At 63.7% G+C, this 25352-nt stretch carries 24 protein-coding genes and 1 pseudogene; 6 read left to right on the top strand and 19 right to left on the bottom strand.

What is annotated here, in order from left to right; all coding sequences use genetic code 11:
- Positions 1 to 84: 84 nt before the first annotated feature.
- From KIT02_RS17600 to KIT02_RS17115, 3 genes and pseudogenes are all read right to left on the bottom strand, one after another.
- A pseudogene (locus KIT02_RS17600) lies at positions 85 to 498 on the bottom strand (cell wall hydrolase); the annotation flags it as partial.
- Between the two features lie 857 nt (positions 499 to 1355).
- The gene (locus KIT02_RS17110) at positions 1356 to 1904 is read right to left on the bottom strand and encodes a hypothetical protein (protein ID WP_297580450.1); all 549 of its coding nucleotides are present in this window, start codon (positions 1902 to 1904) and stop codon (positions 1356 to 1358) included.
- A 76-nt stretch (positions 1905 to 1980) separates the two neighbouring features.
- A complete protein-coding gene (locus tag KIT02_RS17115) occupies positions 1981 to 4269 on the bottom strand; it encodes a putative PEP-binding protein (protein ID WP_297580452.1) in 2289 nt (762 codons plus the stop codon).
- Between the two features lie 149 nt (positions 4270 to 4418).
- Between KIT02_RS17115 and ispH the strand changes: the two genes are divergently transcribed.
- Positions 4419 to 5393 carry a 4-hydroxy-3-methylbut-2-enyl diphosphate reductase gene (gene ispH, locus KIT02_RS17120; RefSeq protein WP_297580454.1) on the top strand — a complete coding sequence of 325 codons (975 nt, stop codon included), beginning with the start codon at positions 4419 to 4421 and terminating at the stop codon, positions 5391 to 5393.
- Positions 5386 to 5856 (top strand): ribonuclease HI, encoded by a 471-nt coding sequence (gene rnhA / locus KIT02_RS17125; protein ID WP_297580456.1) that lies wholly within the window; start codon positions 5386 to 5388, stop codon positions 5854 to 5856. Before ispH ends, rnhA begins: the two co-directional genes overlap by 8 nt.
- Here rnhA and KIT02_RS17130 read toward each other — a convergent pair.
- The 6 genes from KIT02_RS17130 to KIT02_RS17155 form a co-directional block, all read right to left on the bottom strand.
- Positions 5840 to 6832, bottom strand: a complete 993-nt coding sequence (locus KIT02_RS17130) for a DUF808 domain-containing protein (protein ID WP_297580458.1) — start codon at positions 6830 to 6832, stop codon at positions 5840 to 5842. The two genes, rnhA and KIT02_RS17130, sit on opposite strands and share 17 nt — an antisense overlap.
- Before the next feature lie 195 nt (positions 6833 to 7027).
- Complete coding sequence (gene glyS / locus KIT02_RS17135) at positions 7028 to 9052, bottom strand: glycine--tRNA ligase subunit beta (protein WP_297580460.1); 2025 nt, start codon at positions 9050 to 9052, stop codon at positions 7028 to 7030.
- A gap of 79 nt (positions 9053 to 9131) precedes the next feature.
- Positions 9132 to 9683, bottom strand: coding sequence for a hypothetical protein (locus tag KIT02_RS17140; protein WP_297580462.1), 552 nt, complete (start codon positions 9681 to 9683; stop codon positions 9132 to 9134).
- A 60-nt stretch (positions 9684 to 9743) separates the two neighbouring features.
- On the bottom strand, positions 9744 to 10019 hold the full coding sequence (locus KIT02_RS17145) for a hypothetical protein (RefSeq protein WP_297580464.1): 276 nt from the start codon (positions 10017 to 10019) through the stop codon (positions 9744 to 9746).
- 95 nt (positions 10020 to 10114) lie between these two features.
- Complete coding sequence (locus KIT02_RS17150; RefSeq protein ID WP_297580467.1) at positions 10115 to 10543, bottom strand: TIGR02301 family protein; 429 nt, start codon at positions 10541 to 10543, stop codon at positions 10115 to 10117.
- A gap of 8 nt (positions 10544 to 10551) precedes the next feature.
- Positions 10552 to 10953 (bottom strand): NUDIX domain-containing protein, encoded by a 402-nt coding sequence (locus KIT02_RS17155; protein WP_297580469.1) that lies wholly within the window; start codon positions 10951 to 10953, stop codon positions 10552 to 10554.
- Between the two features lie 66 nt (positions 10954 to 11019).
- Here KIT02_RS17155 and KIT02_RS17160 point away from each other — a divergent pair, with 66 nt between their 5' ends.
- Positions 11020 to 11760 (top strand): SOS response-associated peptidase, encoded by a 741-nt coding sequence (locus KIT02_RS17160; protein ID WP_297580471.1) that lies wholly within the window; start codon positions 11020 to 11022, stop codon positions 11758 to 11760.
- Positions 11761 to 11868: 108 nt separating this feature from the next.
- On the opposite strand, the gene KIT02_RS17165 is transcribed toward KIT02_RS17160, so the two are convergent.
- Both KIT02_RS17165 and KIT02_RS17170 read right to left on the bottom strand, forming a co-directional pair.
- Positions 11869 to 12429, bottom strand: coding sequence for a hemerythrin domain-containing protein (locus KIT02_RS17165; protein WP_297580473.1), 561 nt, complete (start codon positions 12427 to 12429; stop codon positions 11869 to 11871).
- A gap of 58 nt (positions 12430 to 12487) precedes the next feature.
- Positions 12488 to 13909 carry an FAD-binding oxidoreductase gene (locus KIT02_RS17170; RefSeq protein WP_297580475.1) on the bottom strand — a complete coding sequence of 474 codons (1422 nt, stop codon included), beginning with the start codon at positions 13907 to 13909 and terminating at the stop codon, positions 12488 to 12490.
- Between the two features lie 31 nt (positions 13910 to 13940).
- Between KIT02_RS17170 and KIT02_RS17175 the strand changes: the two genes are divergently transcribed.
- Positions 13941 to 14648 carry a histidine phosphatase family protein gene (locus KIT02_RS17175; protein ID WP_297580477.1) on the top strand — a complete coding sequence of 236 codons (708 nt, stop codon included), beginning with the start codon at positions 13941 to 13943 and terminating at the stop codon, positions 14646 to 14648.
- A gap of 52 nt (positions 14649 to 14700) precedes the next feature.
- The gene (gene aroC / locus KIT02_RS17180) at positions 14701 to 15816 is read left to right on the top strand and encodes a chorismate synthase (protein WP_297580479.1); all 1116 of its coding nucleotides are present in this window, start codon (positions 14701 to 14703) and stop codon (positions 15814 to 15816) included.
- A 214-nt stretch (positions 15817 to 16030) separates the two neighbouring features.
- On the opposite strand, the gene KIT02_RS17185 is transcribed toward aroC, so the two are convergent.
- On the bottom strand, positions 16031 to 16960 hold the full coding sequence (locus tag KIT02_RS17185; protein WP_297580481.1) for an MBL fold metallo-hydrolase: 930 nt from the start codon (positions 16958 to 16960) through the stop codon (positions 16031 to 16033).
- Between the two features lie 100 nt (positions 16961 to 17060).
- Here KIT02_RS17185 and KIT02_RS17190 point away from each other — a divergent pair, with 100 nt between their 5' ends.
- Positions 17061 to 17669: a biotin transporter BioY gene (locus KIT02_RS17190; protein ID WP_297580486.1), complete on the top strand. Its 609-nt coding sequence runs from the start codon at positions 17061 to 17063 to the stop codon at positions 17667 to 17669.
- Positions 17670 to 17734: 65 nt separating this feature from the next.
- Here KIT02_RS17190 and KIT02_RS17195 read toward each other — a convergent pair whose 3' ends face one another.
- From KIT02_RS17195 to KIT02_RS17225, 7 genes are all read right to left on the bottom strand, one after another.
- Positions 17735 to 18427, bottom strand: coding sequence for a hypothetical protein (locus KIT02_RS17195; protein ID WP_297580488.1), 693 nt, complete (start codon positions 18425 to 18427; stop codon positions 17735 to 17737).
- Complete coding sequence (gene ugpC, locus KIT02_RS17200; RefSeq protein WP_297580490.1) at positions 18424 to 19467, bottom strand: sn-glycerol-3-phosphate ABC transporter ATP-binding protein UgpC; 1044 nt, start codon at positions 19465 to 19467, stop codon at positions 18424 to 18426. The genes KIT02_RS17195 and ugpC overlap by 4 nt, the downstream gene beginning before the upstream one ends.
- Before the next feature lie 4 nt (positions 19468 to 19471).
- Positions 19472 to 20314 carry a carbohydrate ABC transporter permease gene (locus KIT02_RS17205; RefSeq protein WP_297580492.1) on the bottom strand — a complete coding sequence of 281 codons (843 nt, stop codon included), beginning with the start codon at positions 20312 to 20314 and terminating at the stop codon, positions 19472 to 19474.
- Positions 20304 to 21221 (bottom strand): sugar ABC transporter permease, encoded by a 918-nt coding sequence (locus KIT02_RS17210; RefSeq protein ID WP_297580494.1) that lies wholly within the window; start codon positions 21219 to 21221, stop codon positions 20304 to 20306. Before KIT02_RS17210 ends, KIT02_RS17205 begins: the two co-directional genes overlap by 11 nt.
- 184 nt (positions 21222 to 21405) lie before the next feature.
- Positions 21406 to 22671, bottom strand: coding sequence for a sugar ABC transporter substrate-binding protein (locus KIT02_RS17215; protein WP_297580496.1), 1266 nt, complete (start codon positions 22669 to 22671; stop codon positions 21406 to 21408).
- A gap of 28 nt (positions 22672 to 22699) precedes the next feature.
- Positions 22700 to 24313, bottom strand: coding sequence for an FAD-dependent oxidoreductase (locus tag KIT02_RS17220; RefSeq protein WP_297580498.1), 1614 nt, complete (start codon positions 24311 to 24313; stop codon positions 22700 to 22702).
- The gene (locus KIT02_RS17225) at positions 24310 to 25344 is read right to left on the bottom strand and encodes a LacI family DNA-binding transcriptional regulator (RefSeq protein ID WP_297580500.1); all 1035 of its coding nucleotides are present in this window, start codon (positions 25342 to 25344) and stop codon (positions 24310 to 24312) included. Before KIT02_RS17225 ends, KIT02_RS17220 begins: the two co-directional genes overlap by 4 nt.
- Positions 25345 to 25352: the final 8 nt, after the last annotated feature.

A 25352-nucleotide genomic window follows, 5' to 3' on the forward strand; every position in this document is an offset into this window, starting at 1 on the left:
ATCCTTCGCGGACGAGGTGGACCATGAATAGCCCTAAAACAGAATTGTAGATCGTCGTTCAGTGTATATGCATTTGTGCATATATTAGCCGAACAGCCACCCGCGCTTGAACTGGTAGAAGACGTGCAGGCCGATCTGGGTCAGCTTTTCCATGCGCGGCGCCCAGGCAGGGCGGACATAGGTGGCGTGATAATGCGTCGCCTTGCCGACTTCGGTCAGGTAGAGCTCGCCGCTCGTCACCTTCTTTGAAATGTCTTCGGCCTGAACCCAGGGCTGGCGTTCGCTGACGACCTCGGGGATGCCATCACAGGCGAAGGAGAACTGGCAGGCATTGCGCCGGTGCTGGTTCTGGAACACGACGCCACAGATGGTATCGGGATAGCGATGATCCTTGACGCGGTTGAGCACCACCTGGGCAACCGCGACCTGGCCGCGATAGCTCTCGCCGCGGGCTTCGAAGTAAATGGCGGTCGCCAGACACCACAATTCGCGGTCCGACACCGTCATGGCATCCCCGGTCGCCATGCCACCAGTAGCCGGCGTATTGGCGCGCGCATAGGCGAGTTGGGTCGAGGGCGTATCCGGCATGATCGTGTCCGGCAGGCCGGCCACTGGCGGAGCCTCGGAGCGCGGCGCAATGCCGGCGATGGCGTCGAGTGCGGCGGCGGCATTGGGATGAAGCGCAGCGACCGACATGCGCGGACCCTCGTCCTCCTCGCCGGCCCCCATGTCTTCGGCGGCCGCAAAGCGGCTCTGGCCAAGATCGGTCGGGTCGGGCGGGGGGGCGCGCAGCGCGGCAAGCCGCAGCCGCACTTCCTCGAAACTGCGTGAAATGGCCACCGGATCGGCGGCCGGCCGTACGCGGTCGGTCTTGGCGGCGCGGTTCGGGCCAGTAAAGCTGGCAGTTTCGAACAGGTGATTGATCGAGCCGGTAATGATCGGGTCGACGCCGGAATAGCTGAGCGAGGCCTTGGCAACGGGCAAGCCCATGTCGCCGATGCCGTCGGAAGACGGGCCGAATGCACTATTGGCGAGCCCGACATAGGCAATGGATGCGAGAACACCCGCCGCCACCGTCCTGACGAAGGGAACACTCCGGCGAACCGCTCTGCCCCGGTGCGACTGCACCCGGGGCCGGTGGGACAAGGCCATAAACGCTACTCAACGCTACTAAACACAACTCAAAGCCGACAATTGTGACGCTCAAATGCCGACAGTTGTGATCATCTCTTATTAGGGTTAGCGGCGAGTAAATGCCCTTCGCGGCGGGCAAGAGGCCATGGTTTGGCGCAGGCAAGGCAATAGTGCGGCCCTTGAGGGAAACCGCCCGAAAAGCCGGAAAATCGGGCCTTTGGTCAGGAACAGGCGGAAAGCACCGGCTCGGCGGTCACGGCAAATTCATCGACACGGAACCGCACGGACAGGGTCCTGGTGCTGGTCGGGGTGACCCGGACTGTCAGATTGGTGACCCCGGCCAGGGCGTTCACGAAGGTGAGCGCATCCCGGGTATTGTCGAACAGGATGGCGGTGTTGTCCTCGTTCACCGGCAGGGTGCTGGAGCGGCGCTGCAGATCGTATTGCAGGGTGATGCCGGCATCATTGCCCAGGGCCGACAGGGTGTTGCCGGCAAAGCCAAAGGCGACCTGCAGATTTCCCGCGGTGCAGGAGAGGGTGATGGTTGCGGGAGCCCGTCCGCTTGGCCGGGCCGGGATCAGCTGCTCGGATTCAAAGACGACCGATACGTCTTCGCCTGTGCCGTTGGACTGGAACAAGGCGTCGTAGCAGGCCAGCCGCTCGCCATCATCGCCAATCTGGGCGCATTGGCCGCCAGTCTGGGCAAAACCGGGGATGGAATAAGTCGCAGGCACCAGGGCCAGTGCCAGAACGGCCAGAACTCTAATCACGAACGCGTCGCCTCCCGCTTGTCATGCCGGTCTTTGCCGGGCGCCTGCTCCTATATGGAGTGGACGAGGCGCGATGTTAAGCCGAAGCCTGTGCCAAGGTCAGCCGGGCGACCGGAACACGATAGGGTGAACAGCTGACATAGTCGACGCCGAGGCCGGCAAAGAAGTGCAGCGAGGCCGGGTCGCCGGCATGTTCGCCGCATATGCCCACCTTGAGGCGCGGATTGGCTGCGCGGCCGCGCTCAATGGCCATGGCAATCATTTCGCCCACGCCCTTTTCGTCAATGGTGACGAAGGGATCCCGCTCATAGACACCCTTGCGCTGGTAGGCGGCAAGGAAGGTCGGCGCATCGTCGCGGGAAATGCCGAAAGTGGTCTGCGTCAGGTCATTGGTGCCGAAGGAGATGAAATCGACCATGGAAGCGATGTCGCCCGCCCGGAGGCATGCGCGGGGCAGTTCCATCATGGCGCCAAAGGAGAACCGGATGCGATCGGAGCGTCCGAAGCCGGAATTGGCGAAAATGGTCATGGCTCGTTCGCGCACCCAGGCGATCTCGGTGGCGGTGGAGACGAAGGGCACCATGACCTCGACGACGACAGGCTTGTCCTGGTTTTCCCCGGCTGCCCTTGCGCCGGCCATCACGGCCTGCATCTGCATCTGCAGGATTTCGGGATAGGTGATGGCAAGGCGCACGCCGCGATGGCCCAGCATCGGATTGACCTCGGCGATACGATCAAGGCGCAGGCGCAGCGCCCGTACCGCCAGGCCGAGGGAACTGGCCGTTTCCTCGATTTCCTCGTCGGTTCGCGGCAAGAATTCGTGCAGCGGCGGATCGAACAGGCGCACGGTGACCGGCATGCCGTTCATGGCTGAGAACAGCGCCGAATAGTCTCCGGTCTGGTAATCCACCAGCCCGGCAATGGCGCGGGAGCGGGCCTCTTCATCTTCCGACAGGATCATGCGGCGCAGCGCCACCATGCGCTCGGGCGAGAAGAACATGTGCTCGGACCGGGCCAGGCCAATGCCTTCGGCTCCAAAGCTGAGCGCGGTCTGGGCCGATTCGACCGTTTCCACATTGGTGCGGACGGCGATGGTGCGGCTGGCATCGGACCAATCAAGCAGGGTGCCGATGGCGCCACCGATCTGGGGCTGGGCCAGGGGCAGGGTGCCGAGATAGACCGCGCCGTCCGAGCCATCGATGGTCAGCCGGTCTCCCTGGCGGAATTCACGATCGCCGATCCGGCAGACCATTTCCACCGAATCGACACTGAGGCTGCGCACGCCAGCGACGCAGGGCTTGCCGGTGATGCGGGCAATGACGCCGGCATGGCTGGACATGCCACCGCGCGCGGTGAGGATGCCGGTGGCCGCCTTCATGCCCTCGATATCGGCCGGGCCGGTTTCGTTGACCACCAGAATGCAATGCTTGCCCCGCGCCCGCAGGCGCGCCGCGTCTTCGGCGCTGAAGGTGATGATGCCGCTGGCAGCCCCCGGGGAGACGCCAAGGCCCATGGCGATGGGGCTGACATCATCGGGCGACTTGAGGCGCGGATGCAGCATCTGCGCCAGCCGGGTTGCATCGATTCGGGAGACGGCATTGTGCGGAGTCCACACCTTGCGCTCGACGCGATCAACAGCGGCTTCGAGCTCGGCACCGGCCGAGACCTGGATGGGGCGTGCGGACAGAAACTGGATGCGCCCGCGATCCACGCTGACCAGGCACGCCATGTGGCGCCCGGCCTTGGCATCGAGCAGCCCGATCAGGGCATCGACATCCTTGGGCAGGCGTGGCGGTGGATGGCCATTGAGCGGTGCCGGCCCCAGGGCGCCGGTTGTGGCATTGCGGGTCAGGAAATGTTCGATTTCCCCGCCGGCGACGGCCTGGACCAGCACGATCTGGCGGGCACGATCACCCTCCTGGCCCTTGCCGTTCCAGCCCCTCTCGGAGAACCCGTAACTCTCGAAGGCCTGCTTGATGGCGCGCGCCAGCGGGCGGGCGGGATCGACGGCATCCTCGGGCGCATTGGGGGCCGCAATGCCGGTGCGGGCCGGCATGAGGCCACCATTGTGGCTGGACGCGGAGGTGCGCACGACGAGAAGGGGCGGCTTGCCGTCCTTGTCGACCAGCTTGAACAGGCAGGCGACCCAATGGGTGCGCAGGCGAGTGTCCCGCCGGGCGCGCTCGGCCTGCAATTCATCCCAGGCCGCGCGGGTAATGGCGATGGTGGGAACGGTGGGAAAACCGGCCTCGCACACGCGAAAAATCCAGCGCGCCTTGCCGGCGAGCATCTTGAGCTGGCTGGCACTCAGGTTCGCCTTGCCGTCGGCTGGGGCGATCGCAAACATTTCCTGAGCCAGACTCACTTACCGATGCTCTCCAACTTTCTGGCGGCGCTGCCAGTGGGAAAAGGGGAACACATGCCCCGCTTTCCGCTTCCAACACATATTGCCCATGCCCGGTGCGGCTGCAACAGCACTTGACTTGCCCGAGCGCGGAAAGCATCTGATCTGACATGGAAAAAAGGCCGCACCTCGACATTCTGCTCTGCGCCCCGCGCGGATTCTGCGCCGGCGTCGACCGCGCTATCCAGATCGTGGAACTGGCGCTGCAGAAATATGGCGCACCGGTCTATGTGCGCCACGCCATCGTGCATAACAAATATGTGGTGGAGGGACTCAAGGCCAAGGGCGCGATCTTCGTCGAGGAGCTCGACGAGATTCCGGAGACCGAAGCGCCGGTGGTGTTCTCGGCCCATGGCGTGCCCAAGAGCGTGCCCGCCGACGCCAAATCACGGAACATGTTCTTCCTCGATGCCACCTGCCCATTGGTGAGCAAGGTACATGTCGAGGCCTCGCGCCATTTCGAGGAGGGTCACGAAATCGTGCTGATCGGCCATGCGGGGCATCCCGAAGTCATCGGCACGATGGGACAATTGCCCGAGGGCGCCGTGACGCTGATCGAGACGGTGGAGGACGCCAATGCCTTCACGCCGCGCGATCCGGAAACCCTGGCCTTCGTGACGCAGACGACGCTGTCGGTGGACGATACGCGGGAAATCGTGTCGGCGCTCAAGGCCCGCTTCCCGGCCATAAACGGCCCGCACAAGGAAGACATCTGCTACGCGACCACCAATCGGCAGGAATCGATCAAAGCGGTTGCCCCGCAGGTCGATGCGATGATCGTCGTCGGGTCGCCGCACTCATCCAATTCGCAGCGCCTCGTGGAAGTGGCCCTGCGCAATGGCTGCAAGGTCGCGACCCTGGTCGACCGCGCCAGCGAGATCGACTGGTCGGTCTATGGCGATATTCGCACCCTGGGCGTCAGCGCCGGCGCGTCGGCGCCCGAAAGCCTCGTGGAAGAGGTGATCGACGCCTTCGCTGAGCGCTACGACATCACGGTCGAAACCAAGACAACGGCCGAAGAGCATATCGCCTTCAACATTCCAAAAATCCTGCGGAACCTGGAAGTGGCCTCGGGGCGTGGCTGATACGGTCATCATCCATACCGACGGCGCCTGTTCGGGCAATCCTGGGCCGGGCGGCTGGGGGGCTATCCTGCAGTTCGGGCGCCATTCCAAGGAGCTCAAGGGCGGCGAGGCGCAAACGACCAATAACCGCATGGAGCTGACGGCGGCCATTGAGGCGCTCAATGCGCTGACCCGGCCCTGCACGGTCGAACTGCATACGGACAGCCAGTATGTGAAGAACGGCGTGCAAAGCTGGATTCACGGCTGGAAGCGCAATGGCTGGCGCACCGCGGACAAGAAGCCGGTGAAAAATGCCGAACTCTGGCAGGCACTCGATGCGGCCACGCAGCGCCATCAGGTCGAGTGGCACTGGGTCAAGGGACATGCCGGGCACGACCTCAACGAGCGTGCGGACGAATTGGCGCGCGAAGGCATGGCGCCGTTCAAGCCGGCAAAGGCCGCCGGACTTACGCCGCCGGTTTAGTCCGCGCCGGAAGCAGCTTCTTGATGGCGCCCCATAGGGGGCTGATCACATAGCCGGCGACGGGGATCAGCAGGGCACCCAGGGCCAGGCCAATGATGAAATCGACAAACGCCGTGGCGAGCCAGCCGGCCAGCCCGGCAATGGCGGGGAAGGTGGCCTCGGCCCAATGCGCTGCCGCCTCGATGACGTGTTCGGGGCCGGTGATGCCGAACTCGTAGAGACCATGGGCGATGATGGAGCCGCCGACCCAGGTCATGGCGGCCGTTCCCACCAGGCTCAGAACCTGCATGAAAATGGGCATGGTCTGGACGATGCCGCGGCCAAAGGCGCGCCCCAGGCCGGTGCGGCCGGACTTGGCCAGCCAGAGGCCGACATCGTCGGCTTTGACGATCAGGGCCACGGCGCCATAGACGATGACGGTAATCCCGATGCCGGCGACGGCAAGTATGCCGGCGCGGGTCCAGAAGTCGGGCACTTCGATAGCGGCGAGGATGATGGTCATGATCTCGGCCGAGAGGATGAAATCGGTCTTGATCGCCCCGGCCACTTTCTGGTCTTCGAGCGAGGCGGGCGCGATGGCCGTATGCTCGATGCTGGCCTCGTGCTGCTCGGCCTGGTGCGGCGCAAACAGGTGAAAGACCTTTTCGGCACCCTCATAGCAGAGGTAAGCGCCCCCGATCATCAGCAGCGGCGTGACCAGCCAGGGCAGGAAGAGCGAGAGCAGCAATGCCGCCGGTAGCAGGAACATGAGCTTGTTTTTGACCGAACCCCAGGCGATGCGGGCGATCATCGGCAATTCGCGATCGGCCGAAAAGCCGGAGACGTAGCTCGGAGTGACTGCCGCATCGTCGATGACGGCGCCTGCCGCCTTGACGCCGGCCCGCGCGGCCTGGCTGGCGATGTCGTCGAGCGAAGCCGCGGCCACCTTTGCAAGGCTGACAACGTCATCCAGCAGCGCGATCAATCCAACGGCCATTTACATCACTCCACCAAGTTCCTGTCGTCGCCGAGTTCATCGACCTCTTGGTTCGACAGGCTCACCATGAGGTCTCCGCTAACTCACCAGCCTGTCAGACCTCATCCTGAGCCTGTCGAAGGAGGAGGTTGTGGCATCCACATCTCTGTGCCTGACCTCGTGGTTCGACGGGCTCACCGTGAGGTCTCCGCTGGTTCAGCCGGCGACTTTGCCGAAATCGGCCACAAGATGCATGGTGTCGCGCAGCCTGGCCAGGAGGTTGAGCCGGTTGGTCCGGACCGCCGGATCACTGTCGTTGACGAGGACAGCCGTGAAAAAGGCGTCGACCGGAGCGCGCAGCCTGGCCAGTTCGGCCATGGCGCCCTTGTAGTCGTTTTGTCCGACACAGCCGGCCACGGCTGCATTCACGATGTCCACGGCGGCGGCGAGGGCGATTTCTTCCGGCAGCTTCAGGGCAGCCTGATCAACAGCGCCGGCATAGGTCTTGCCGTCCTTCTTCTCCTCGGCCGCAAGGATGTTCGCGGCGCGGCGGTAGCCGGCGAGCAGGTTGGCGCCATCATCGGTGGCCAACAGGGTGGAGAGCGCTTCGGCACGCTGGGTGATTTGCAGCATGTCATTGCTGTCAGCCGAAATGACGGCGTCGACCAGATCGTGGCGGGCGCCGGCGTCGCGCAGGGAAACCTTGAGGCGATCATGGAAGAAAGCCAAGAGGTCCGGCTCGACCACCAGCGGGAACTTCAGATTGTTCTCGGTGATGATGCGGATGACGCCAAGGGCTGCGCGGCGCAGCGCGAAGGGATCGCGCGAGCCGGTCGGCTTTTCATCGATCGACCAGAAACCCGAGAGCACATTGAGCTTGTCGGCCAGGGCCACGGCAATGGAGACCGGTTCGGTCGGCACGCGGTCGGACGGGCCGACCGGCTTGTAGTGCATTTCCATGGCCTGGGCGATTTCAGGCTTCTCGCCCTGTGCCGTGGCGTAATAGCGGCCCATCAGGCCCTGCAATTCCGGAAATTCGCCTACCATGCCGGTGACCAGGTCGGCCTTGGCCAGCATGGCGGCACGCTTGGTGGTCTCGACATCGGCGCCGACCTGCGGCGCGATTGTCGCGGCAAGCTCGACCAGGCGCTGCACCATGGCAAACTGGGTCCCCAGCTTGGCATGGAAAACCATGTCTTCGAGCTTGGGCAGTCCATGCTCCAGCGGAATGGCCAGGTCGCCCTGGTAGAAGAAGGCAGCGTCGCTGAGGCGGGCTCGGATGACGCGCTCATTGCCGGCAACCACCACGGCCCCGCCATCGGCAGGCACGGTGTTGGAGGTGATGATGAAATTGGGGGCCAGCTTGCCCGAGGCATCGCGCAGGCAGAAGCACTTCTGGTTGGCGCGGATGGTGGCGATGATCACTTCCTCGGGGAGCTTGAGGAATTCGGGATCGAACGACCCCATCATCACCACGGGCCATTCGACCAGCCCGGCAACTTCTTCGAGAAGCCCCTCATCCTGGATGACGGAAAGGCCCTGTGCAAAGGCAAGATTGTCCGCATCGGCGCGGATGATGTCCTTGCGGCGGTCTGCGTCCAGCACCACTTTGGCGCGCTCCAGCGCCGTCACATAATCGTCGAAGCGTTTGACGCGAATGGCGTCGGGCGACAGAAACCGGTGTCCGAACGTGGTCTGGCCAGATTGCAGGCCCGCGGCCGCGAAAGGCACGACGACCGGTTCGTCATTCTCGGTGCCGAACGTGGCCGTGATGGCGCGCAGCGGGCGGACCCAGCTGAAGTTGCCCGAGCCCCAGCGCATCGACTTGGGCCATGGGAAATCGGCCAAGACTTTCGGCAGGATGCCCGAGAGCAGGTCGACGGCGTCGGCGCCCGGCTTTTCGATCAGGGCCACATAGAAGTCGCCCTTCTTGGGGTCGCTTTCGACCTTGGCCTGGTCGATGGAGGCGAGGCCGGCGGCGCGCAGAAATCCGTCAACCGCCTGTTGTGGTGCGCCGACCTTGGGGCCCTTCTTTTCCTCGCGCGTGTCGGGCGAGCGGACCGGCAGGCCCGAGATCGTCAGGGCCAGGCGGCGGGGTGTGGCAAATGCCCTGGCGCCCTCATAGACCAGACCCGCATCGACCAATGCATTGGTGACGGCTTTCTTGAGGTCTTCGGCAGCGCGCCGCTGAAAGCGGGCGGGAATTTCCTCGGAGAACAGTTCGAGCAGAAGTTCGGGCATAGGAGGCAACCGGGTTGGAACGCGGTGGTCTGATTAACTTGGGGGAGAAGGGATGTCCAGAAATGGGTGAGGCGCGAAGCTAGTCACCGGCCACGAAGGCCTGCCATTCGCCATCGGCGCCGATATAGACGCGCCACCAGAACCATCCGCCAAAGTCATGCATGTCATCCAGCTGCTCCGGGGTTATCAGCCGATAGGCGTCGACAACCTGACCCGGTTCGAGCGCGGCAATGTCGATGACGGCGAGATAGGGCCAGACATAGCTGGGCGTTTCGCTGCCGGCTCCGAGCACGGCATAGGGCATTTCGAGGAGATTGCGCAGCAGGGCCAGTATCTGGCGGCCCTCCGGGTCGGCCGACTGGTCCTTGAGATAGGCGAGCGCATCGTCCGGACCGCCGAAACTGACATTGGGCGGATAGTCCTGCGCATCCATGACGGCACCCAGGGCCTCGATGTCGCCGCTCATCGTCGCCGCAATCAGGGCCTGCCGCTTGGCAGCAACCGCCTCGGGCAGGGCGCTCGCATCATCGCTCACCACGATATCGGAGAACGGATCGTAGGGCGCTTCCTCCTGCGCCAGGAGCGGCGTAGCCAGGAGCAGAGCGACAGCAGCGATGTGGGCAATGCGCATGAAAATGGTCTCCGTTTGGGCGGAGCCTAGCCGAAAAACCGGCCGATGGTCACGATGGCCTTACTGCAGGATGCGCTCGAGATTGTATTCGCCACTGCGGATGCGATCGGGCAATTGCGCGACCAGGTCAGCGGCGGCATCGTCGCCATGCAGGCGCACGAAGGTTGCCAGCGCGGCAAAGAGCGAGGCGTGGGCGAGCGAAGCACTTTCCAGTCCGTCTTCCTCGGCGCTGTTCCAGGCCTCGGCCAGATATTCGAGCGCCAGCTGGCGTTCGGCCTGGCCGCGTTCAAAGGGGCCAAGACCCGATGCCGGCGAGAAAATGGACTTGTTGCTCATAGGGGCGGAATAGCATGGTCTTTGCGTCACGCGCATCGTCCAAGTAACCCGAAGGTTAACGTGGCGTAGGCAATTGCGCGGACCTCGTGCCGGGCCTATTCGGCGAAACGCGTATGAATTTCGCGGGCCAGCCGCTGGGCCTCTCCCAGAAGGCGCACCAGGGCCTCGCGCGACGAGGGCGTGCAGGACTTGTGAAACCGGGAAAAGGCGGTGTAGCCGCCATTGAAGGCCCCGGCGAGACGCTGGCGACGGTCTTCATCCGGCTCGTCGAGGGCAATCAGTTCGGCCATCTGGACGCGCCAGTCTTCATTGCCGGCCTGGCACAGGGGCTGCAGGTAATAGAGGCTACCCATGATCTCGGATAGCCGCTCCATCTGGCGCTGATAGAGCGGATCGATAGCGAAAGACGGCGTGGCGAAAAAGATGGGCAGGAGCAGGAGGCCGCATAGGCGCAAGGCGGCGCCCGTGCGCATCTGCACAGGTCGGGTCAGGGAAGGCTGCGCTTTGTGGTCGGTCGACACCATGCCGCTTCTTACCAGCTTTGGCCCAGAACCTTGAAGCATTCTCTGATGACATCATCGAGCCGTGATGTGGTGCGCAGCGCCGGCAACATGCCCGGATCGGCCCATTTGTGGTCGACGATCTCGTCGGAGGCGCGGATGGTGCCGACATAATCGGTGGTGGTGAACACGGCCAGCCGATAGGTGCCGTCACGGCCCAGTTCCTGGGTAACGACATGTCGCGGATTGCGAATGGTGAGGCCCAGCTCCTCCTGAACCTCGCGGACGGCGCATTGTTCGATGGTCTCTCCATCGTCCATGCGGCCGCCGGGAAAGGTCCACAGGTTCTGGTAGGGTGCGAAGGCCCGCTTGATCAGAAGGATCTTGCCGTGGCGCACGATGCCGACGCTGGCAGCATTGGGAAGGTCGGTCATGGGTCCGGGCCGGTTTGCGATTCGTTAGCGGAGAGATTACCTCTCCAGAGGTAAAGGAGACACGTCATGTGCGGACGCTATGCATCGACATTGCCACCGGAAATGATGGTGGAACTGTTCAAGCTGCTGAACAGCGTCGACATGGTGCCGCGCTACAATATCGCGCCCACCCAGCCGATCGTCGCGATCTGGGAGGCGCATGGGCAGCGCGAAGCCCATTTCGCCCGCTGGGGCCTGGTACCCGGTTGGGTCAAGGATCCGCGCGACTTTCCGCTGCTGGTCAATGCAAGGGCCGAAAGCATGGCCGACAAGCCGGCCTTTCGCGATCGGGTCAAGCATGGCCGCTGCATCGTGCCGGCGAGTGGATATTATGAGTGGCATACCGGCCCCGACAAGAAGAAGCAGCCCTATTACATCACCCGCGCCGACGGCGCGCCGATGGCGCTGGCCGGGCTCTATGCGTCATGGATGGGCCCCAATGGCGAGGAAGTCGACAGCGTGGCGACCATAACGGTGGCCGCCAATGCGCAATTGTCGGTGGTGCATGACCGGATGCCGGCGATCCTGATGAGCGAAAGCGCGCAGGACGACTGGCTCAATGTGCGCGATATCCGTGGCCCGGAAGCGGCGCAACTGGCCTTGCCGCTGGACGACGGTGTGCTCAGGTTTCATCCGGTATCCACGCGGGTCAACTCGGCCCGCGATGACGATCCCGGCCTGATTGAGCCGGTCAGCCTCGACAGGCCCGAGCCGCTCCAGGCCAAGCCGAAAAAGGCGGCCGGTGGCGGTCAGATGGACCTGTTCTAGAGCTTTTCTGGTTCTGATTGAATCAGACGAGAAAGGCTCTAAGTTGTTGAGAGGTCACGTTTTCGAACCAGAAAAGTGGTATCCACTTTTCTTGAAAACGCTCTAAGCTCACATGATATCGAAATAGCCCAGAGCGTCGCCGATGGCTTCCTCCTCGTAATGGAGGTGGGAAAGCAGCACCTTTTCGAGGGCGCGATAGACTTCGACGGCATCGTCGAAATTCTCCCGCCCCGGCGCGTCGGCCAGCTTGATGAGGGTGTCGATCAGCCTCTCGAGCAGCGTGTGGACGACGACATGCTCGGCTTGCAGGCGATCGGCAATGGCCTTGAAGGCCGGACTCTGCGCGGCGATGACCGGAAACAGCGCCCGGTCTTCGATGGAGTGATGGCCATGCACGAACTGGCAATATTGCCCGCAAAGCGTGCCGAAGCGGCGATAGTTCGAGACCATCACCAGGTCCTGCGTTTCAGCCCTGACGTCCTCGGCACTGGCCTTGCCCTCGGCCGCGCGTTCGATCAGGCGGCCGAGCACGGTCATGTTCTCGCGCAGATGATCGTGGATCATCTTGAGGTGTTCGCCGGGATGCTTCTGCGCCTCGGTGAGGCCCGGAAGCTCGGGAATGGCGGGACGGGTGGCGTCGTCGAGGAATTGGATGTCTTTGAGCAGCATGGGGCAGACATGGGACCGTGCCGGCCCATGCGCAAGAAGGCACAGCGGGGTGACCGGGTTACACGGGGCCCAGCATTTTTCCCGGATTGAGGATGCCCCTGGGATCGAGCGCAGTCTTGATCGCGCGCATCATCTCGAGTGCGACCGGGTCCTTGACCTGGCGCAGCAGGTCGACCTTGAGCTGGCCGATGCCATGTTCGGCAGAAACCGAGCCCCCCAGTTTCAGCACGACCTCGTAGATGACCCCGTGCATGGCCTCGTCATACTGGGCCATGAAGGCCTTGGGATCAGCGCCGACCGGCATCGAAAAGTTGAAGTGAATATTGCCATCGCCCATATGGCCGAACGGCACGGGGCGGATGCCGGGGACCAGTTTCTCTGCGGCTGCGCTGCCCTCGGCGATCAGGCGCGGCACAGCGGCAATGGGCACCGAAACGTCGTGCTTGATCGAGGCGCCCTCGCGCGACTGGCATTCGCTCATCTGCTCGCGAAAGGCCCACATGCGGGTGCGGTCGGCCAGACTCTCGGCGAGGACGGCATCGGCGACAAGCTCTTCCTCGAACGCCGCCTCAAGGCCCGATTGCAGCGCGCCTGGTGCAGTGCCGGGCATGCGGGTCAATTCGATCAGCGCATACCAGGGTGAGGCGCTGGCGGTGGGATCGGCATCGAGCATGCCGTGGCGAAGCTGGATATCGAGGCCGATCCGGGGGATGAGCTCGAAGGCATTGAGACGGGCGCCGAAGCGCTGGCGCATGAGCTGAAACAGGTCCAGCGCCGCGTCGGGCGAAGCCACATTGACCAGGGCCGTTTCATGATCTTCCGGCAGCGGAAAGAGTTTGAGGCTGGCGGCGGTGATGATGCCCAGCGTCCCCTCGGCGCCGACCAGCAGGTCCTTGAGATCGTAACCGGTATTGTCTTTCTTGAGGGCGTTGAGGCCGCGATAGAGGCGGCCATCGGCGAGCACCGCTTCCACCCCCATGGTGAGCTCGCGGGCATTGCCATAGGCCAGGACATTGACGCCGCCGGCGTTTGAGGACAGCACACCACCAATGCGCGCCGAACCCTGCGAGGCCAGCCAGAGCGGGAACATCATACCGGCCTCTTCGGCGGCCTTGTGGGCGTTTTCGAGAATGACACCAGCCTCTGCCACCATGACGCCGGCGGCGGCATCGACGGAGCGGACGCGGTCCAGCTTTTGCAGGCTGAGGATAATTTCGTCGCCGCGAAGGGGCACCTGGGCGCCGACGAGCCCGGTATTGCCGCCCTGGGCGATGATGCCGACGCGCGCATCGTTGGCCCAGCGCAAGACGGCCTGGACGGCCTCAATATCGGGTGGCGTGACGACGGCCACGGCGGTCTTGTGAAAGCGTTTCCGGGGCTCGTTGAGCCATGCACCCATGCGTCCGCTATCGCCGATGACATTGGCCCCGCCGACAAGGCCGGTCAAAGCGGAAACGATCTCGGAAGCGGTCAGGGACATGTCTTTGCTCGGTCAATGGACAGCTATGCGGATGGCGGCCTTGTCCGCCCCCGATCCCATGTGCCACAAGCGGGCCATCGACTCCAGCTTGAGGACGCGCCGCCCGGCGCGGGATGACATGACTGCCCTGGTCTGGCCGGAAATCTACTTCATTCGGCATGGTGAAACACCCTGGAACGCCGAGCGCCGTTATCAGGGGCGCCGGGACATTCCGCTCAACGAAAAGGGCAAGGGTCAGGCCAGCCTCAACGGCAAGACGCTGGCGCGGCTGTTTGCAAGCCGCGGCCTCGATCCGACGCAGTTCGAATGGCACGCTTCGCCGCTGGGCCGCACGCGGGAAACCATGGAGCGCGTGCGCATGGGGTTCACCCAGCACCTGCCCGAAGTGAAATTCGACGTACGCCTGATGGAAATCAGCTTCGGCGTGCTCGAGGGCAGCCTGCACGAGGAACTGCCGGCCAATATGGCCGTGGCCCCCGGCCAGCGCGATGAGACCTATTGGGACTTTCGTCCGGAGAACGGCGAAAACTATCGCGATGTCGAAGCGCGCCTCACCGAATTTGCCGGCGTGCTCAATGGTCCCTCAGTGGTCGTCGCCCATGGCGGCATCGCCCGCACCCTGCGGGTGCTGATCGAGCGGGCGCCGATCCTGGATGTGATCAATTGGCCGCCTCCGCAGGACACGATCATGCATTTCACGCCGGGCAAGATGGAACTGATCCGGGCCAGCGACCTGTGATTGACCTTGGCACGGCCTCTGCCTAAAACCGCCCCAGCAACAGGGTCGCGCCATGTCTTTCAATACATTCGGACATCTCTTTCGTTTCACCACCTGGGGTGAAAGCCATGGCCCGGCGCTGGGCGTCGTCGTCGACGGGTGCCCGCCGGGCATCGAACTGACGCCCGAGATGATCCAGCGCGATCTCGATCGCCGCAAGCCGGGCCAGTCCAAATATACGACGCAGCGCCGGGAAGCCGACGAAGTGAAGATCCTCTCGGGTGTGTTCGAGGACGAACGCACCCACGGGCCGCGGACCACCGGCACGCCCATTTCGCTGCTGATCGAAAATACCGACCAACGGTCCAAGGACTATTCGGATATCCGCGACAAATATCGTCCCGGCCATGCCGATTACACCTACGACCAGAAATACGGCATCCGCGATTATCGTGGTGGCGGCCGGACCTCGGCGCGGGAAACCGCAGCACGCGTCGCTGCCGGCGCCATAGCGCGGCAGGTGCTGGCAGGCGTGACCATTCGCGCCAGCCTGGTGCAGGTTGGCCCGCACAAGATCGACTATGACAATTTCGACTGGGCGCAGGTCGGCGAGAACCCGTTCTTTTGCGCCGACGCGAAGGCCGCCACGCTTTGGGCCGACTATCTCGACGGCATCCGCAAGGATGGCAATTCGGTGGGCGCCGTGATCGAGGTGGTGGCCGAAGGCGTTCCGGCCGGGTGGGGTGCGCCCATCTATGGCAAGCTCAGTGCCGATCTGGCCTCGGCCATGATGAGCATCAACGCCGTCAAGGGCGTCGAAATCGGCGCCGGTTTCGACGCGGCCAGCCTGACGGGTGTCGATAATGCCGACCAGATGCGCGCCGGGGCCGACCGTCCCTATTTCCTCGCCAATCATGCCGGCGGTATCCTGGGAGGCGTGTCCAATGGCGATCCGGTAGTGTGCCGCTTCGCCGTCAAGCCGACCTCCTCAATCCTGACGCCACGCCAGACCGTAACCACGGCCAACGAGGATACCGACATCATCACCAAGGGGCGGCACGACCCCTGCGTCGGCATTCGCGCCGTGCCGGTTGGCGAAGCGATGATGGCACTGGTCCTGGCCGACCACATGCTGCGCCATCGCGGGCAAACCGGCCGCGAGGGTGCCGTGGGGTTCCAGCGGAACTAGACTACTTCACGATAGGACTGAAACGACGGAGCCTTTTCCTTCTCTCCTGAGGGGAGAAGAGCCTGCCCTGGACTTGATCCGGGGTGGCGCGAAGCGCCGGATGAGGGGTTCACACTCGCGTTCCTGCCGAGAAGCTTTCACCCCTCACCCAACCCTCTCCCCTGAGGGGCGAGGGCGCGATGAAGGCGATGGTTCAGATCACGGGTGAAATTCCCTAGGCAGGCGCGTCGCCGAGGGACAGCCGCAAGCCGAACGGGCCGCGCGTCACGCGGAGTTGGCCGAGGGCTTCCAGATATTCGACATGCGCCATCATGGTCATGCGCGCAGCAAACCGCACCCGAGCGGGTTGTTCGGGATAGATTTGCGCAATGACCGCCCCGAGCGTGGTGGCGCCCTGGCGGACCGCCTCGATGAGCCGGTCATTGCGCATCTGCCGGTGCGTCCTGAGGGCCGCGGCATGAGCCGGTCCATCTTCTATCGGGCCGCCATGCGCGGGGACGTAGCGGCGGTAGGGCAGCGCGATGAGCTTGTCCAGCGCGGCGAAGTAGTCAGACATCGAACCATCCGGGACGGAAACCAGGGTGGAGTTCCACCCCATGACATGATCGCCGCTGAGCAGAATTTCGGTGCCGGCCAACCCGAAAGCCAGATGGTTGGCGCAGTGGCCGGGCGTTGTGTGCACGACAACGCTCATATCGCCCGCTTCGATTGTCTCGCCATCGATCAGCGTCCGATCGGGTAGCAGGGCCCAATCGCATGAGCCGCGAATCGGGTTGCGCTCAAAGCGCCTCAATGGCCGCGATAGCCTGTGCTGGCCACCGAACCACAAGGGCGCTCCAAGTTTTTCCCGCCAGACGGCCGCCGAGGCGCTGTGATCCTTGTGTGTATGGGTCAAAAGGATGGTCGTGACCACGCGGCCCGCGATGGCGCTCAGGAGGGCAGAATCGTGCCTGTGGTCGACTGGCCCCGGATCGATCAGCGCCAGGCGCTCGTGCCCCAGAAGAAAGCTGTTTGTGCCGGTAAAGGTATAGGCAGAGGCATTGGGCGCCGTGACCCTGACGAGGCCCGGCGCAACCACGACCGGCATGCCGGTATCGGGCTGGAAATCCCTGTCAAAGTGGAGCGTGGAAGAAGCTGATGCCATTGCGCGTCTGATGCCAAGAAAGTAAGAAGCCTTAGGAACGGTGATCCTGTTCATTCAGCACCACCATGACTAGTCCAAGCCTGGAAGGTAAGAAATGGCCGTGACCCTGACTACGCCCAATACGCTGCTCGGCACCTATCAGCCCAAGAGCGACGTCGCCAAGCTGGCAACCAATGCCGCAATCGTCGTACTGGGCACCTTGCTCATCACCGCCGCTGCCAAGATCAACGTGCCGGTGTGGCCGGTGCCGGTGACCCTGCAGAGCTTTGCCATTGCAGCGCTCGCCGCTGGTTTCGGCATGCGTATCGGCGTGGCCACCGTGGCGCTCTACCTGCTCGAAGGCGCGTTCGGCCTTCCCGTCTTCGCCACCGGCGGCGGCCTTGCCTATCTTGCCGGCCCGACGGGCGGCTTCCTGATCGGCTTCCTGGTCATGGCCGGCATTATCGGGTTCTTCGCCGACCGTGGCGCTTCAAGCCGTCCGGTGACCCTGTTTGCGGGCATGATGGTGGGCAACGCCGTCATGTTCGCCCTGGGCTTCGCCTGGCTGTTGGCCATGGCTGGCGCGGCGCAGTGGCTGGACCAGTCCAACGTGGTCGCCGACGCCTTCGCCAAGGCCGTGCAGCCGTTCATCGTCTGGGACATTCTCAAAATGGCCCTGGCCGCACTGACCGTGACCGGCCTCTGGAGCCTGTTCGGCCGCAAGGGCTGAGCCCGGCTAACACCCATGAATGCGAAGGGCCGGTGCAATGCACCGGCCCTTTTTCTTGCGCACCCTCACACCGCTTCAAGCCGCCGGGTAAATTGCGAGACGGCCGAGAACATGGATTGCGGCGTGTCGCCGGTGACGATGGCGCCGAGCAGGGGCGCGGCCACGCCCGCGGCCCGCAGCGCGATACTGTCAGCGGGGGTCAGGGCGAGTTGGCTCGGTACGATGACCGGGACATCGACGGCTTTCACCACCTCGGTGTAGCGCGCCAGGTCAGTCTCGGTCATGGCCGTGCGATAGCGCTCGAAGGGCATGATCGAGGCTTCGATGATGCAGCCGGGCAAAGCGGCGATTCCGGCGAGGGTTTCGGGCATGCTGGTCGAGGAAAGGGCCGGCATGGGGCGCAGGCGTGACTGCAGCAGGTGAGGCTGCATGTGGTCGATATAGACGTTGAAGCCTTCGAAGCCGAGATCGGCGAGGGCATTCATCTCAGATGCGGTGGGCACAGTTTCCTGGCCAGCCATGACAAGTAGCGGGCAACCAAGCCCGGCGAGTTCCTCGAAGAAGGGACGTTCCTGCGCGAAGGTGCCGAAGGTGGTGCCGGTGGCGCGGTGATAGGCGTTGAGATGGGTCTTGAGCGCAAAGGCGCCGCCATCCAGGGCCGCCTTGGCAAGGTCGAGATCGTGACGGGCGAGCGAAACGGCGACCGGAAACGCACCCGAAGTCAGCGCAGCGTGGAAGCGGGAGCTGGAATAGGTCATGCGATGCGCAGACCCCCGGCATCAAACAGGTGGATGGCCTCGAGGTCGGGGCGGATATGGATGGTTTCGCCGGGCCGTGCGGCGATGCGCTCGCGGAAAACGCCGGTGATGGTGTGCTCGCCCAGGGTCATGGTGACCTGGGTTTCCGAGCCCATGGGCTCGATGAGCGAGACCGTTGCGGGGAGACCATCGGCGGTGAGAGACAGGTGTTCGGGGCGGAAGCCGTAACTGGCCTGTCCACGGGCGGAAACCGAGGCAGGCAAGGGCAGGGTTACTCCTGCGGCTTCAAACCCCTTTTCGGTGATGGTGCCGCCCAGAATGTTCATTTCGGGCGAGCCGATGAAACCGGCGACGAAGAGATTGGCCGGGCGGTCGTAGAGCTCGAGCGGCGCGCCGACCTGCTCCACCTTGCCGCCATTCATGACCACGATGCGATCGGCCATGGTCATGGCTTCGACCTGATCGTGGGTGACGTAGACGGTGGTGACGCCAAGGCGCTGGTGCAGGCCCTTGATCTCGCCGCGCATGACGACGCGGAGCTTGGCGTCGAGATTGGACAAGGGTTCATCGAAGAGGAAGACCTGCGGGTTGCGCACGATGGCGCGGCCCATGGCGACGCGCTGGCGCTGGCCGCCTGAGAGCTGGCGGGGATAGCGGTCGAGCAGGTGGGAAAGGCCGAGAATGCCGGCGGCCCACTGGACGCGCTCGGCGATTTCGGCTTTCGAGGCGCCACGATGTTCGAGCGAGAAACCCATATTCGTCGCGACGGTCATGTGGGGGTAGAGCGCGTAGTTCTGAAAGACCATGGCGATGTCGCGGTCCTTGGGCTCGAGGTCATTGACCACGCGTCCGCCGATTTCGATGGCGCCGCCGGTGATGGTCTCGAGGCCCGCGATCATCCGCAACAGGGTGGACTTGCCGCAGCCGGAGGGGCCGACGAGGACGACGAATTCACCGTCCGCAATATCGATGTCCACGCCATGCAGCACTTGTGTGGCACCATAGCTCTTGGTGACGGATTTGAGGGTAACGGGAGCCATGGGGTCAGCCTTTCAGCCCGGTATGGGCGAGCCCTTCGACGAACTGCTTCTGCGCCACGATGAAGACCAGCAAGACGGGGATGGCGGTCATGGTGGCAGCGGCGAGCTGGATGTTCCACATGGCCCCGCCATAGGCATCGGTGAACTGGGTCAGCGCCTGGGGTAGGGTGAACATCTGGGTCGAAGACAGGAATACGATGGGTTCGAGATAAAGGTTCCAGGAGTGGAGGAAGGTGAAGATGGCCACGGCGCCCAGGGCAGGCTTTGCCAGCGGCAGGGCGATGGTCCAGAAGATCTTGAACCGGCCGAGGCCATCGACGCGGGCAGCTTCTTCCAGTTCGGTGGGGAGCGCGATGAAGAACTGGCGCATGACGAAGGTGGCAAAGACCGAGGGCGCGCCGAAGATGGGCACGAGGATCAGCGGCCAATGCGTATTGATCATGCCCCAGCCCAGGAACATCTGGAACAACGGCACGATGGTGACTTCGGAGGGGATGAGCAGGCCCAGCAGCACGACCATGAAGATGGCATTGCTGAAGGGAAATTTTATGCGCGCAAAGGCGTAACCGGCCATGGAGGAGATGACCATGGTGCCGCCGGTGACGAGGGCGGCGATATAGGCCGAATTCCAGTATTGCCGGGCAAAGGGCTGCAATTCGAAGACCTGGGCATAGGTCGAGAAATCGAAGCGGCGCGGCCACAGGTCGGGCGGGAAGGCGAAGATATCGCTGATCGGTTTCACCGATGAGGTGATCATCCACCAGGTGGGGAAAACGAAAGGGATGAGCAGGACGCACATCAGCCCATAGAGGGCAGTTTTCATGCGGGGGCTGAGATCAGTTTTCATAGAAGACCACCCGCTTGCGGAGCTGCCACTGAACGAAGGTCAGGACCGCAACGATGACGAAGAGCAGGATCGAAAGGGTCGAGCCATAGCCAAAGAAGTGGAACTGGAAGGCCTGCTGGTAGAGGTAATAGACCAGAACGGTAGTGGTCATGCCGGGACCGCCCTGGGTGAGAACGGCAATCTGGGCGAAGACCTGGAGTGAGCCGACAATGGTGATGATCGATGTGAGCAGGATCGTGGGCGAGATCAGCGGCAGGGTGATGCGGCGGAACTGCTTGAACGCTCCCGCGCCATCGACCCGCGCCGCCTCGTAGAGCTCCTTGGGCACACCCTGAAGGGCGGCGAGGAACAGGATCATGTTGAGGCCGACATTCTTGAAGACCTGCACGACGATGACCGAAATCATCGCCGTGGTGGGCGTGCGGAGCCAGTTGGGGCCCTCGATGCCGAGCATGGAGAGGAGGCCGTTGATGCCGCCATTGTTCTGAAGGAGGAAGCTCCAGACGATGGTCCAGGCGACCAGAGATACGACGACCGGTGAGAAGAACAGGGTGCGGAAGACGACAATGCCCCTAAGCTTCTGGTCGAGGAGGACGGCGAGAAGCAGCGCCAGGGTCATGTTGAGGACGACGAGGCCGGCCGAGAAAATGGCGGAGGCGAGGAGCACCTGGGACAGGTTCGGATCGGCCAGTAGCATCTGGTAATTGGCGGCGCCGACGAAATTGAAGCTCGACGCCAGCACGTTCCATTCGTGGAGCGAGTACCAGAAGACCAGGCCAAGCGGCACGAGCACGAAGGTGATGATGCCGATGAGCTGGGGCGCGATGAAGACATAGCCTGCCGCCGCGTCGCGCCGGGCGATGGTCCAGAACGGGGGCTTATGCGGCGCTTGTAGAGGCTGAGACATTGAGGTTCCTGCGTCTCCCTCCCCCTTGTGGGGAGGGATCAAGGGTGGGGGTGAGCCACACGCACCGAGTTCGCGGGGGCATACCCCCCACCCTGCTTCACGACGGACTTGGCAAGCCAAGTCCTGTTCAGCTTCCCTCCCCACAAGGGGGAGGGAGGAAGGAGCCGAAGCCCTGGCGTGTGCCTTAGCGTGCCAGCAGCGGGTTGACGCTGGAACACACGTTTTCGAGCACGGACGCCACGTCAGCGTCAGGCACCCAGAGGGCGTCGAGGCCGGCACGGATGGTCTGCTGGATCTGGGCGAAGTTGGTGTGACCCGGCAGAACCGTGCCGTTGGAGATACCCGCGATCACGACGTTTTCAATCTGCTCGGCGGAGAGCAGCGGATTGGTCGAGGCGAGAGTTTCGGCGTTGAGCAGGCTCGCGCGGGCCGGCGGGAAGAACTGTGCCAGTTTCTTGGAATTCTCGGCATTGGTCATATAGCCGAGGAACTCGACGGCGACGTCCTTGTTGGCGCTCTTGGCGAAGACACCCACACCGGCCTGGCCGACAACCGCGTACTCACCGGCAGGGCCGGCCGGGAGCGGCACGAGATCCCAATCGAACGGGTTCTCCTTGGGCAGCAACGAAGCGCGGCTGATCTGGGTGATGGTCATGCCGGTTTCGCCAGCGAAGAAGTCGATGTCCTCACCGGGGCCGGGCATGGCCTTGTCGGTGAAGATCGCCGTGTGGATGGCAGTCAATGCGTCGACCATGGCCGGTTCGGTGAAGGTGCAGGTCTTGCCGTCCTCGCTCCACGGCGTTGCGCCCCAACCGTTCCAGATCGAGGCGAGGTTCTGCCAGACCTGGTATTTGAAGTCGCGGACGACGAGACCGGTCTTGCCGGACTGACCGACAGTGGCGGCGGCTGCAAAGGCATTGTCCCAGGTCCATTCGCCGGCAGCGATCAACTCGGCCGGGGTCTTGGCACCTGCCGCTTTCAAGACGTCGTTGTTGGCGAAGATGGCGAAGGGCGAGGTGGAGAAGGGGTAGGCGTAAAGCTGGCCGTCCTTGGTCCACAGGGCCGTGGCCTGTTCCGAAACGTCGGCCAAGTCATAACCGTCCATGCCGTTGAAGGCGTCGGTGAGCGGGGCGAGGGCGCCGGAATTGACGAAGTCAGCGGCGGTGGTTTCCAAGATCCACGCCAAATCGGGCGGATTGCCACCGGCGATCTGGGTGGTCAGGGTCGTGGTGTAGCTGTCGAAGGGCAGCGGCTCGAAGCTCACCGAAACGTTGGGATGGGTGGCCTTAAAACCCTCGGCGATCTCGTTGAACATGGCCAGATGGGCTTCATTGGCACTCCAGATGGTCATGCGCAGATTGACCGCGTCCTGCGCCCAGGCCGTGCTGGCGCCGAGGCCCAGGATGATGCCGGCTGAAGCGACCGTCGCTTTGAGCAGATGCTTGTTCATTTTATCCTCCCTGGATGATTGATTTTGGTCAGTAGCCACGCACGTCAGGCCAGCGGATTTCGATGCCTTCCGCATAGAGCCGTGCCTGGAAATCTGTGAGCTTGGCGTCGTCTGCCTGCACCTGATGCGGGCTGAGGCCGTTGTTGAGGCAATGCGCGGCAAGCAGGCCAGCGACTTCGCCGACATTCCACTCGACCGGATGCAGCCGGTAGCAGCCATTGGTGATGTGGGTCGTGCCCATGTTCTTGCCGCCGGCAAGCAGGTTCTTCACCCGGCGTGGCAGCAGCGAGCCGAGCGGGATTTCGAAGGGCGCGGACTCGACGTCGACATAATTGTCGCCGCCCGTCGAGGGGTGAAGGTCGATGCGGTACATGCCGATGCCGACGCTGTCGCGATAGTGCTTCGAGAGCGCATTGCCGTGGATCGTCATCGAGACGTCCTGTTCGACAATGCGGGTGACCGGCAGGATGCGCCGGCTCTCGCGGATATAGGGCGCCATGGCGAGGCCATGGCCGGTGCCGGTGATGTCACCGCGCAGGCGCAGACCAGGGAAACCCTGGCCGCCATCGAGACGGGGCGCCTCGGTCTGGAGCCAATAGAACACCGAATAGGAGAGGTCGGCGGCCGATTTCAGGTGCGCGGCCTTTTCTTCCTCGGAAACATCGATGATGGAGCCGAGCATGTAGTCGATCATCGGCCAGTTCACGAGGCAGATGTCGGAGCCATAGGCGCCGGGCACGAAATTGCGGCGCGCGGCGATCCGGCGAAAGGTCCAGAGATTGCCGTCGCCGGGATTGCGGCGCTGGTCGGCGTCGACCAGAAGCGGATCGTCATCCGGATTCGGGGTAAAGCTGCGCTCGGTGATTTCGAGGGTGCGCGGATGTGGTGCCTTGAAGCCGAGCAAGGGGCCACCCCAGAAATCGGGCTGATACTGGCGCCAGAAATCGTAATTGGCCGGTTTGTCGATCACCTGGTTGCCCTCGACGTGGTCGATGGCAAAGCAGACGGAGACGGCCTGAACATTGTCGGGCTGGGTAGTTTCGGGTGCGCTGGGTTCACCGGTGTCGGACTGGGCCTCAAAGCCCTTGGCATATTCGGTGCCGGTCAGAGGCAGCAGATCGCCGAGTTCGGTGGCGTCCACGACATAGGCGGCCGAGACTGTGATCTCGGCGCCGGTGTCGCGGTGGCGGAGCGTGATGGCGCGGACCGTGTCGCCCACCACATCGGCCGCGATCGGCAGGTAGGGCCGCAGGACGCGAAGCTGGCCACCCCCGCGCCAGGGGGCCAACATGCCCTCGATGACAGCGAGGCCAACGCGCGGCTCGGCACAAAGGCGGCTGACCCAGCCAGCGCCGGGATTGAGATCGCCCCAGGCGCGGCTTTCGGCAGTCAGGGGATAGTGATCGCGGTAATATTGGCGGATGCCATTGCGCAACTGACGATAGGAGCGGGTGACGCCAAACTGCTCGACCCAGGAATGCTCATCAGGCGGCACGGCCTGGCTGGTGAGCTGGCCGCCGAGCCAGTCGAACTCTTCAGTGAGAATGACGGTGCGGCCCGAGCGCAGGGCGCCAAGAGCGGCGGCGACGCCACCCAGGCCTCCACCAACGACGAGCAGATCAGCGGAGAGTTCTTTGGTCATTTGGTCTTCTTGGTCTTGGAGGGAGGAGCGCCAAGGGTGTCGCCCTCAAGCGGCTCGCAATGGAGGAGAAGCTGTTCGACCGGCGCATCGTGTTCGACGCGGCGGACCAGCATTTCCGTAGCGGCGCGGGCCATGGCCTCGCGCGGGATGGCGAATGAGGTGAAGCGGCGTCCAGGCTCCTCGGCGCGGATATGATTGCCGAGCACGACGATGGAGAGATCGTCTGGGATGGAGAGGCCGCGGGTGCGGGCGGCGTGCTCGATGGCGATGGCGTCGGCCAGTTCGGTGACGAAAACGCAGGTGGCGCCGGCCGACAACAGGATATCGAGGACTTCGTTGGGGGGGCGTCCAACCGCAAAGATCGAGGTGACGAGTTCGGCTTCACCGACGGAGCGCGAAAAGCCGTACCAGCGATCGACCGTGGATTCGGCGCCCTCATTGAGGCCGACATAGGCGATGCGGCGATGCCCGAGGGCCTTGGCGCGCTCGACGAGCGCCGCCGTGGCTGGCGCGTAGTCGCCACCGACATAGGGAACGGGACCGCCGGCATCGTCGCGGCGGCCGACGGCGACGAAGGGGAAGTCGCCGGCAACCAGGCGAGCCAACTCGGTATTGTCGAACTTGCGGCCGAGGATGACGCAACCATCGGCGAGGCGCAGGCGGACATTGTCGCCGAAAATCTTGCGCTGCTGACCGGCGCCGGTGAGCAGGAGCAGGTCATAACCGAGAGATTGCGCGGCTTCTTCGATACCGAAGAGGAAGGGCGTGAAGAAGTCGGCCTGGCCGGAAGGGAAGGCGGGCTCGTAGGTGAAGACGCCGAGGATACGGTTGAGGCCTTTGACCATGCGGCGCGCCACCGGATCGGCAACATATCCCGTGTCGCGGATCACCTTTTCCACGCGCTCCCTTGTGTCCATGGGGATGCGATTGCGGCTGTCGGGCGTGCCATTGAGCACCAGCGACACGGTCGCCTGACTGACGCCCGCCAGTTGCGCAATGTCCTTCTGCGTGAGCCGCTTTGAAGGTGACAAGATCGTCC

The organism is Devosia sp. (genome assembly GCF_025809055.1).
Lineage (GTDB): Bacteria > Pseudomonadota > Alphaproteobacteria > Rhizobiales > Devosiaceae > Devosia.

Coding starts and splice junctions, on each gene's coding strand:
- ispH (WP_297580454.1), top strand. CDS start 4,419: ATGGAAAAAAGGCCGCACCTCGACATTCTGCTCTGCGCCCCGCGCGGA.
- KIT02_RS17130 (WP_297580458.1), bottom strand. CDS start 6,832: ATGGCCGTTGGATTGATCGCGCTGCTGGATGACGTTGTCAGCCTTGCA.
- glyS (WP_297580460.1), bottom strand. CDS start 9,052: ATGCCCGAACTTCTGCTCGAACTGTTCTCCGAGGAAATTCCCGCCCGC.
- KIT02_RS17140 (WP_297580462.1), bottom strand. CDS start 9,683: ATGCGCATTGCCCACATCGCTGCTGTCGCTCTGCTCCTGGCTACGCCG.
- KIT02_RS17145 (WP_297580464.1), bottom strand. CDS start 10,019: ATGAGCAACAAGTCCATTTTCTCGCCGGCATCGGGTCTTGGCCCCTTT.
- KIT02_RS17150 (WP_297580467.1), bottom strand. CDS start 10,543: ATGGTGTCGACCGACCACAAAGCGCAGCCTTCCCTGACCCGACCTGTG.
- KIT02_RS17155 (WP_297580469.1), bottom strand. CDS start 10,953: ATGACCGACCTTCCCAATGCTGCCAGCGTCGGCATCGTGCGCCACGGC.
- KIT02_RS17160 (WP_297580471.1), top strand. CDS start 11,020: ATGTGCGGACGCTATGCATCGACATTGCCACCGGAAATGATGGTGGAA.
- KIT02_RS17165 (WP_297580473.1), bottom strand. CDS start 12,429: ATGCTGCTCAAAGACATCCAATTCCTCGACGACGCCACCCGTCCCGCC.
- KIT02_RS17170 (WP_297580475.1), bottom strand. CDS start 13,909: ATGTCCCTGACCGCTTCCGAGATCGTTTCCGCTTTGACCGGCCTTGTC.
- KIT02_RS17175 (WP_297580477.1), top strand. CDS start 13,941: ATGGCGGCCTTGTCCGCCCCCGATCCCATGTGCCACAAGCGGGCCATC.
- aroC (WP_297580479.1), top strand. CDS start 14,701: ATGTCTTTCAATACATTCGGACATCTCTTTCGTTTCACCACCTGGGGT.
- KIT02_RS17185 (WP_297580481.1), bottom strand. CDS start 16,960: ATGGCATCAGCTTCTTCCACGCTCCACTTTGACAGGGATTTCCAGCCC.
- KIT02_RS17195 (WP_297580488.1), bottom strand. CDS start 18,427: ATGACCTATTCCAGCTCCCGCTTCCACGCTGCGCTGACTTCGGGTGCG.
- ugpC (WP_297580490.1), bottom strand. CDS start 19,467: ATGGCTCCCGTTACCCTCAAATCCGTCACCAAGAGCTATGGTGCCACA.
- KIT02_RS17205 (WP_297580492.1), bottom strand. CDS start 20,314: ATGAAAACTGATCTCAGCCCCCGCATGAAAACTGCCCTCTATGGGCTG.
- KIT02_RS17210 (WP_297580494.1), bottom strand. CDS start 21,221: ATGTCTCAGCCTCTACAAGCGCCGCATAAGCCCCCGTTCTGGACCATC.
- KIT02_RS17215 (WP_297580496.1), bottom strand. CDS start 22,671: ATGAACAAGCATCTGCTCAAAGCGACGGTCGCTTCAGCCGGCATCATC.
- KIT02_RS17220 (WP_297580498.1), bottom strand. CDS start 24,313: ATGACCAAAGAACTCTCCGCTGATCTGCTCGTCGTTGGTGGAGGCCTG.